A 7,899-nucleotide genomic window follows, 5' to 3' on the forward strand; every position below is an offset into this window, starting at 1 on the left:
CCCCTTGTCCCCTTGTCTCCCTTGTCTCCCTTGTCTCCCTTGTCTCCCTTGTCTCCCTTGTCTCCCTTGTCTTCCTTGTCTCCCTTGTCACCTTGTCTCCCTTGTCACCTTGTCCCCTTGTCCCCTTGTCTCCTTGTCCCCTTGTCCCTCACCTCCCCCCTCCCATCAAATACAGGAGTGCCATCCGAACGGCAACTCCACTGCTGACTTGGGCTTGAACCAGACTTAAGGCTCGATCGTCCATCAAATCGGAACTAATTTCTACCCCTCGGTTTGCCGGTCCCGGATGCAAGACTTTAACATCCGGGTGACACAAAGCCAATCGCTCGCGAGTGATGCCGAACTGTTGGTGGTATTCTCGCAAACTGGGGAGTAAGTGCTGTCCCATCCGTTCTTTTTGCAACCGCAGAGCCATGACAAAATGGGCATCTTGCAAAGCCGGTTCGAGTTGATGGTGGACGAAGAGGCGATCGCGCCGTTCGTCGTCGAGGAAGCGAGCAAAGGATTTGGGTAGGAGGGTTGGAGGGGCGGCGAGGTGGACTGTCGCACCGCTTGCGGTCAAACTCCAAAGATTCGATCGCGCCACTCGCGAGTGAAGAATATCCCCGACAATGGCAATTTTTTTACCTTCGAGCAATTCAATTTGCGGATTTTCTGGATTTAGGGTCGAAGTGACCGTAAACAGATCTAGGAGGGCTTGCGAGGGATGGGCGTGCCAACCATCTCCGGCATTGAGAACGCTCACACCCGTTCCCAGCCGATCCATCTCGGTCGCGATCGCTCCGGGAACCCCCGCTTCTCGATGGCGAATCACCATGATATCGGTTCCCATGGCCAGATAAGTTTTGGCGGTGTCTAAAATGGTTTCGCCTTTGGTGAGGGAGGAACTAGCCGCCGAGAAACTCAAGGTATCGGCCGATAGCCGCTTTGCCGCGAGTTCGAAGCTACTGCGGGTGCGGGTGGATGGCTCGAAAAATAGAGTGGTCACCGCTTGTCCCTGTAGCGCGGGAACTTTCTTCGTTCCCCGAGATAGCACCTCCCGAAAGCTAGCAGCCGTCTGCAATACGATATTGTATTCGGCCCGAACGAAGTCAGCTAGGGAGATAACGTGGCGGCGCGCCCAAGTCGTAGTTACCATGCCTATCCATCACAAGTAGGAACGTTAATATTATGAACGCGATCGCTAAAGGTTTATTCTCATTATTCGCAGTTGTGCCCCTCGTCGGCTGCGCGGCGATGCCCAAAATCGATATCGCCACCCCTCCTTCCATCGCTGGAGAAGCCCCCCATGAGTCGGTCTCGGGCAAACCCGTACCTGCCGCACCCGCTTCCACTCCATCGATCCAGAAGGCCGATCGCAACGCGACACAAACCGTTACGATTTACGCCGCCGATACCCAATGCGAATCTCTGATTCCCCAACAAGTGGAGGTTCCTCAAGGCAATGACCTCAATGCCAGCGTCGGCGAAATTATCAATCGATGGAATAGTGGCGATTTTCGATTGGCGGGATATCGCGTCAGTACCGATGCAAACACTGGGGTAGCTACCGTCGATTTTCGAGTGGCACCGGATTCGGAACGGGTGATTCTTTCCCTGTCAAGTTGCGAGCGATACGCCCTCTTCGGCAGTATCTCCGAAACCCTCACCAGCAATCCTCAATGGCAAATCTCTGAAGTGCGTTTCACCGATCGCGGAGAGGCGATCGTATTTTAACGTCAGTTCGGGATCGAAAGTGTCGGTTGGGGGAGGGGTGTGGGGTGTAGGGTGTGGGGGGTAGGAGGTTCTTCTACTCATGACTCGAATCCACATCAGCACCAGGACTTTCAACTATCCTTAGCCCGCGCCCGATCTTATTTTAGGCTTCGGGGGCTAAATTTCTCCCAATGCACCCGTTTCTCCAATTTCCCCCAATTCTGCATTCCCAATTCCCGTTTCCCCCAATTCCGAATTCAACCAGATAACGCTGCGGCGTGATGTTGGATGTGGTCGGCGATGAAGGTGGCGATAAAGTAATAGCTGTGGTCGTAACCGGCTTGCATTCGTAACGTGAGGGGTTGTCCGACGGATTCACAAGCCGCTTGAAATACCTCCGGCAGAAGTTGCCCGTCTTCGAGGAATTTATCGGCCGTACCCTGGTCGATGAGAATGGGGCGATCGCATTTGGCATTTAGAACCAATTCGCTGGCATCGTAGGCTTTCCATGCAGTGCGATCGCTTCCTAAATAGTGAGTCAAGGCTTTTTCTCCCCAGGGACACCGGGTTGGTGCGCAAATCGGGGCAAAGGCAGAGACGCTGCGGTAGCGATCTCGATTTTTTAGGGCGCAAATCAACGCACCGTGTCCGCCCATGGAATGACCGAAAATGCCCTGTTTTTCTGGGAGAATCGGGAAGCGATCGGCTACCAGTTGGGGTAACTCTTCGGTAACGTAGCGATACATTTGATAATGGGCATCCCAGGGTGCTTGAGTCGCATCCACGTAAAACCCCGCCCCCGTCCCTAAATCCCAATCCTCATCTTCCCCCGGAATTCCTGTATCACGCGGACTGGTATCCGGTGCGACGATCGCAATTCCGTATTCGGCAGCCAGTCGTTGCGCCCCCGCTTTGACGATAAAATTTTCCTCGCTACAGGTCAAACCCGACAGCCAATACAGAACGGGAACAGGTTGCGATTTCGCTTGCGGGGGTAGGTAGATGGCAAACCGCATCGGTCCGTTGCAGGTTACCGAATCGTGGGTGTAGAAGCCAACGGTACCGCCAAAGCACTGAGATTGACTTCTAAGTTCGAGGGAAGGGGACATTGGAGTTGTTGGGAAATGAAGATGAGACTCTTCATTGTCCGTTGTGCATTGTCAATTGTCCATTAACGTCACGTGCAACTTGATGCCTCCTCATGTGGTGACGAACATGACCGATTCCCTTTTCCCTTGCACTTTCCCCTTTTTTCGGGCTTTGCCAGGTTTTGGAGAATTTAGTTCTACGTGGCGTCATTATCAATTGTCAATTGCCCACAGCGTCCGTCGCTGCCGCCAAATATCGCCCACCCACAGCAGCAAATCGTCGGCAACTAACGCCGGACGCTGCAAGCGCAACTGGGAATCGACCTGGCTGACCCCCAAACGCAGCCAACCCCGCAGGTGAGGCAAACCCCAAAGGGCAAGTCGTCGCTGGCGCAGAATCTCAGCTAAGGTGAGGGGTTCAAATTCCCGTGCGGCTGAGGCTAGAGATTCCGGTAGAGTTTCTCCCAACTCTGTTTCTAGGAAACGAAGCGATCGCATCAGGGACACCCAATGGATTTTATCGGGCATCATGGCTTCGACGCGCGCCAAATTAATTCGATCGCCCCATTTGCGCAGAACGAAAGCAATATCGAGAATCCAGGAGAGTAGCGGGCCGGTATCGTGGCGGTGTCCGTCCATGTGTACCACCAGATGTACGAGGGTGGCACTGGGGTCGAGGACTTGCAGGGTATCAACCTGAAGGTGTCGGGGGTTGAGTTGCGTCACCAGGCTGGCGGGTTCGATGCCCTCAAACAACCGAACGCGGTGATGAACGTCGCACTTTACCCCCATGGGATTGACGAAGTAGACGGCATCGTCGGTTTCGGCTTGGTTATCGAGATGAAACCCTAAAGACTGGAAAATTCGGGTGGCTTCCTCCATTTCCTCGGGGACAATGGCAAAATCGAGATCCCCCATGGGTCGCGTACCGGGGTTGGGATAGAAGCTATCGGCTAGGGCAATCCCTTTCCAGATGGTGGGGTGCAAATCTCGGGCTTGCATCCGTTGCAGGAGTGCATCGAGGGTGAGGAGGAAGATTTTGTTGCGTTTGAGGGTACTTTGATAGGTTGCTTGAAGGCGATCGAGATAGGATTTGGGCACCATAGAAGTGAGCTTTGCCACTTCCAAACCGTAGTAAACTAAGGGGCTGAGTCGGTGCAATCCGAGGGTTGCCAAACATTGCTCCCACTGCTTATCGGTGGCGGCTTGCAGTTGTTTTTTTGCGGATTCGATGGCGATCGAATTCGGGGTAGCAAATCCAAGTTTTACGAGGGTGCGACAGAGTTCGACGGACATGATAGATGGCTCCTTCTTTAAGTTTTTGAGTAAGCATTCAGCCGTCAGCTATTAGCTATCAGCGAAATACTCTTAGGTAAAGCTCAAATTTCCGAGGATTTTAGCTGGGAAGATTTCAACTTGTAAGCTGCATAATATTTTTAAGCTGATGGCTGACAGCTGATACCTAAATGCTTACGTTTTTGACAACGGTTAAACGGTTTAAATTTGAGTTAAATATGTAAAAGTTGAGGCGAATAAAAATTAGCGTGTGTATCTTTTCTCGCTTTTATCGATTTATCGATAATTCTGAGCTTGAGTTTCAAATAAGCGGGCGTAGGTTCCCCCGAGTTCGATCAATTCGTCGTGAGTTCCGCTTTCAATAATCGAACCCGAATCCATCACGTAGATGCGATCGGCCATTTTTACCGTAGATAAGCGATGGGTAATTAAAATGGCGGCTTGGTCTTGAATCAGTTGGCGGAATTTATTAAACACTTCGTATTCCGCTTTCGGGTCCATGGCGCTGGTGGGTTCGTCGAGAACGATCGCCTGAGAGTTCCGCAAGAATGCCCGTGCAAGGGCAATTTTTTGCCACTGACCGATACTGAGTTCTTCCCCATTTTCGAAGAGTTTCCCCAGTAACGTTTCATATTCTTGGGGCAATCTTTGAATCACGTCATCGGCACCAGAACGACGGGCGGCTGCTAGGATTTCTTCATCGTTCCGTTCGAGTTCGACATTTCCCAACCAAATATTATCTCGGGCACTGAGGTGATATTTAGCATAGTCTTGAAAAATGACGCTAATTTGATGGCGAAGTTCGGAAATATCGAATCGATCGACATTAATTCCATCGATACTAATACTGCCTTCTGTGGGTTCGTACAAACGACACAGCAGTTTAATCAACGTCGTTTTCCCAGAACCATTTTCTCCCACGAGGGCGATCGTTTCTCCTGGATTAACCGTTAAGTTAATATTTTTGAGCGCCGTTCGGCTCGTGGTCGGATATTGAAAACTCACATTTTCAAACACAATTCCACGCTGCATCGGTTGTGGAACCGGTAACGGATTACTCGGCGAAATAATTGTCGGCTTCAGGTCGAGAAAATCGTAAAGATTGGCGAGGAAAAGATTATCTTCGTAGAGACCGGAAACTCCTTTTAAGAGACCTTTGAGAGCCGTCTGAGATTTATTCAAGGCTTGGTAGTAGAGGACCAAGTCTCCCAGATTTAAAACCCCTTGAATAGTTTGGTAAATAATGAAAACGTAAATGGCGAAGACCAGTAAACCGGCCAGAGATTGCGCTAAAAAATTAGCGATCGACTGTTTGGTCGTGAGGGCAACCCGTTCCCGATAAATTTGCTTTCGCAGCCGCAGATACCACTGACTGAAGAAACTTCCCAAGTCGAACAGGCGAATTTCCTTGGCAAACTGGTCCGTCGTGAGCATCCAACCCAGGTAAGCCGATTGCCGTTCCATGGGGGTTTTGCGATGCTGCCAGCGATACATAATGCGAGAGTAGCGCACCCGCACCAGCATTGCCGGAATCGAAGCGACGACCAGGATGCCTACCATTCCCCAATGAAGAGACAGCAGCAAACCCACCATCGCCACCAGCAACACCCCATTTTGTCCCACCATCGCCAAACGGTTGAGAATTTGAGGGGGTCTGTAGGGGGCTTCCTTTTGTGCCCGTTGCAAGGCATCGTAATAGCGGGCGTTTTCGTAATAGGCTAAATCCGCTTCGATGGATTTGTCGTGGATGATGCCCTGCATAAAGTCAGTCACCCGCTGTGCGTGAGCGGTATTGACCAGTTCCGTGCAGGCGTTGCAAAAGGTGGTAATAATAGTAATCGCACCCGCTAAGCCGAGGAACAGCAGCACCCGCTCGAATGCCATCTCCTTATCGGCAGCAGTCAGGCCCACGGCCACCGTATCGACAACGAGCTTGGCCAGGTAGATGGAAATGAGGGGGAGAATCCCTTGCATGAGGGTGAGACCGACCCGTGCCATCGTCCAACCCCGGCTGCTTTGCCACACCAACCGCAAGGCCGGCAAGAGGCGGAAGCTACTGACAAATTTTTCCTTGAGTTTCAATATCGATCGCCCTAACCAGTTTTGAGGCATCCGTCCTCGGGGGGCAGATTTATCCAACAAATTTCCCGTACTCATACCTTCAGTGCCTCGCTAGAAACGCGCTCTTCAACCAATTGGGCGATCGCCGGTAGCAAAGACAGTTGGGAGGGTCGTAACAGGCGCTCGATGCTGATGGATTTCGCCAGCCTCACCAATCGCAGGAAATGAGCGGCTTCCCCGGCTTGCAACAGTTCTGCGCCAAATCGCGTAATGTAGGAGTTTTGCAATAGGTACGTGACGATGCGCTGGGGTTCGAGGGGTTGAATTTCCACCGCGTCTCCTTTCCCCAGCAGGAAGATGTGTCCCAGGGGAACGGTGCGATCGATAAACCCTTCGCGAACGCGACGATCGCGCTTTTCGAGATGGGGAACCAGGCGAGGCAACGTGTCGGGATTGTGTCCCAAGGATTCCACCGCATCGGGCCAGAGTTTGAGCTGAGGAAATGCCGGTAAGACGACAGCTTGGGTGCTATCGTTCAAATCTAGGGCGACGACGTCATCGCCGATGAGTCGGTGTCCCCGGCTGTGGAGAGTTGCCGCCATGGTGGACTTGCCCCATCCCTTATGGCCGATGAAAACCGCGGCTTTGCCGTTAATTTCCACTGCACTGGCGTGAAGGACGAAATAGCCGCGCTGGTGGAGAATCACGCCAATGGCCGCTCCTAAAATAAACAGGCGCAGTCGATCGGCATCTGCCTCGGGATCGGGATCGATGGCAATGGTGCGACCCTGTTGGATGAAAAAGGTGCCGACGCTTTCCCAAAAAACGTACATTCCGTCTTCGGTTGACTTGAAGCAGTGGGCGGTGTCGTTGGTATCGAGGGGAGAATCCTTCAGTTGCCGCAACTCAACCACTACATCGGCAGCTGCTTGAGAATCAGCGACCAACTCCGGTAGCGCGAGTTTAGAATGGATGCCTAAGCTGTATGCTTGATAACGATACATTGGTTTATCTGAGGTTTGTTTGGGATTTATTTGAGATTTTTTGAAGTCAGAGGGCGATAGAGAAGTCATGGGGAGTAAAGTGTTGCGATCGACCTTTACTCTCACAAATCCAATGCTGCTGACTTAACGAATCAGCTGCCGTACGGTTCCCTAAGAGAAGTTTCCAGTGACGGAGCTAATTCCGTCGGGCCCGATGGGAGTGCCGATGGGAACATCCACTGCACTCCCACCCCCTTGTTGGGTTAAGTCGGCGAGGGTTCCGTTTTTGGCAAGCTTTGGCGTGGTATAAGGTTGTTTGCGATCGGTGATTTGAGTTTTCATTGTCATCTCCTTTAGATAGGTTTGAGCGTGAACTGTATTTGTTGGACTCTTGTCGGCCCAAACGGACAAAAGGAGATGCACCCTGAGTTCTAGCTCGCCACCGATGAGATTCCGTCTGGACCTACGGGAGTACCGAGGGGAACATCCGTGGAGCTGGCTCCCCCCTGTTGCGTGAGGTTTTCCACGTTGCCGTAGACGGTGAGGGTCGGGGTGGCGTAATTATTTTTCTGTGCGTTCATGATTTTTTGTTGGGTAAATGCGATTGATAATTCAGCGAGGAATGGGGTGGAGTGGGAGCGCGTAACTCCCGCTACCACCGGCAACGAACTAGCTGGCAACGGAGGAGATGCCATCGGGACCTACAGGAGTACCCAGAGGAACGTCTGTGGAGCTAGCACCCCCCTGTTGGGTGAGGTTTTCCACGTTGCCGTAGA

Annotated in this window: 8 protein-coding genes; 1 reads left to right on the plus strand and 7 read right to left on the minus strand. The window is 52.1% G+C overall.

The window, feature by feature from the left end; genetic code table 11:
• Window positions 1-148: 148 nt before the first annotated feature.
• A complete protein-coding gene (locus tag AC2215_RS24105) occupies window positions 149-1,138 on the minus strand; it encodes an aspartate carbamoyltransferase catalytic subunit (protein WP_486812568.1) in 990 nt (329 codons plus the stop codon).
• A 32-nt stretch (window positions 1,139-1,170) separates the two neighbouring features.
• On the opposite strand from AC2215_RS24105, the gene AC2215_RS24110 reads away from it, so the two are divergent.
• Window positions 1,171-1,716, plus strand: coding sequence for a hypothetical protein (locus tag AC2215_RS24110; RefSeq protein ID WP_486812569.1), 546 nt, complete (start codon window positions 1,171-1,173; stop codon window positions 1,714-1,716).
• 236 nt (window positions 1,717-1,952) lie between these two features.
• On the opposite strand, the gene fghA is transcribed toward AC2215_RS24110, so the two are convergent.
• From fghA to AC2215_RS24140, 6 genes are all read right to left on the minus strand, one after another.
• Window positions 1,953-2,804 carry an S-formylglutathione hydrolase gene (gene fghA, locus AC2215_RS24115; protein WP_486812570.1) on the minus strand — a complete coding sequence of 284 codons (852 nt, stop codon included), beginning with the start codon at window positions 2,802-2,804 and terminating at the stop codon, window positions 1,953-1,955.
• Between the two features lie 192 nt (window positions 2,805-2,996).
• Entirely contained in the window at window positions 2,997-4,079 is a 1,083-nt protein-coding gene (locus AC2215_RS24120) for a nucleotidyltransferase domain-containing protein (protein ID WP_486812571.1), read from the minus strand.
• A gap of 276 nt (window positions 4,080-4,355) precedes the next feature.
• Complete coding sequence (locus tag AC2215_RS24125) at window positions 4,356-6,236, minus strand: ABC transporter ATP-binding protein (RefSeq protein ID WP_486812572.1); 1,881 nt, start codon at window positions 6,234-6,236, stop codon at window positions 4,356-4,358.
• Window positions 6,233-7,144, minus strand: a complete 912-nt coding sequence (locus tag AC2215_RS24130; RefSeq protein WP_486812573.1) for a hypothetical protein — start codon at window positions 7,142-7,144, stop codon at window positions 6,233-6,235. The genes AC2215_RS24125 and AC2215_RS24130 overlap by 4 nt, the downstream gene beginning before the upstream one ends.
• A 150-nt stretch (window positions 7,145-7,294) precedes the next feature.
• Window positions 7,295-7,465 carry a hypothetical protein gene (locus AC2215_RS24135; protein ID WP_486812574.1) on the minus strand — a complete coding sequence of 57 codons (171 nt, stop codon included), beginning with the start codon at window positions 7,463-7,465 and terminating at the stop codon, window positions 7,295-7,297.
• Between the two features lie 89 nt (window positions 7,466-7,554).
• Window positions 7,555-7,704, minus strand: coding sequence for a lasso peptide (locus AC2215_RS24140; protein WP_486812575.1), 150 nt, complete (start codon window positions 7,702-7,704; stop codon window positions 7,555-7,557).
• Between the last annotated feature and the right edge of the window lie 195 nt (window positions 7,705-7,899).

It is taken from the genome of Zarconia sp., from assembly GCF_057467645.1.

Excerpts from the sequence above, each read along its gene's own strand:
- AC2215_RS24105 (WP_486812568.1), bottom strand. The coding sequence starts at position 1,138 with ATGGTAACTACGACTTGGGCGCGCCGCCACGTTATCTCCCTAGCTGAC.
- AC2215_RS24110 (WP_486812569.1), top strand. The coding sequence starts at position 1,171 with ATGAACGCGATCGCTAAAGGTTTATTCTCATTATTCGCAGTTGTGCCC.
- fghA (WP_486812570.1), bottom strand. The coding sequence starts at position 2,804 with ATGTCCCCTTCCCTCGAACTTAGAAGTCAATCTCAGTGCTTTGGCGGT.
- AC2215_RS24120 (WP_486812571.1), bottom strand. The coding sequence starts at position 4,079 with ATGTCCGTCGAACTCTGTCGCACCCTCGTAAAACTTGGATTTGCTACC.
- AC2215_RS24125 (WP_486812572.1), bottom strand. The coding sequence starts at position 6,236 with ATGAGTACGGGAAATTTGTTGGATAAATCTGCCCCCCGAGGACGGATG.
- AC2215_RS24130 (WP_486812573.1), bottom strand. The coding sequence starts at position 7,144 with ATGTATCGTTATCAAGCATACAGCTTAGGCATCCATTCTAAACTCGCG.
- AC2215_RS24135 (WP_486812574.1), bottom strand. The coding sequence starts at position 7,465 with ATGAAAACTCAAATCACCGATCGCAAACAACCTTATACCACGCCAAAG.
- AC2215_RS24140 (WP_486812575.1), bottom strand. The coding sequence starts at position 7,704 with ATGAACGCACAGAAAAATAATTACGCCACCCCGACCCTCACCGTCTAC.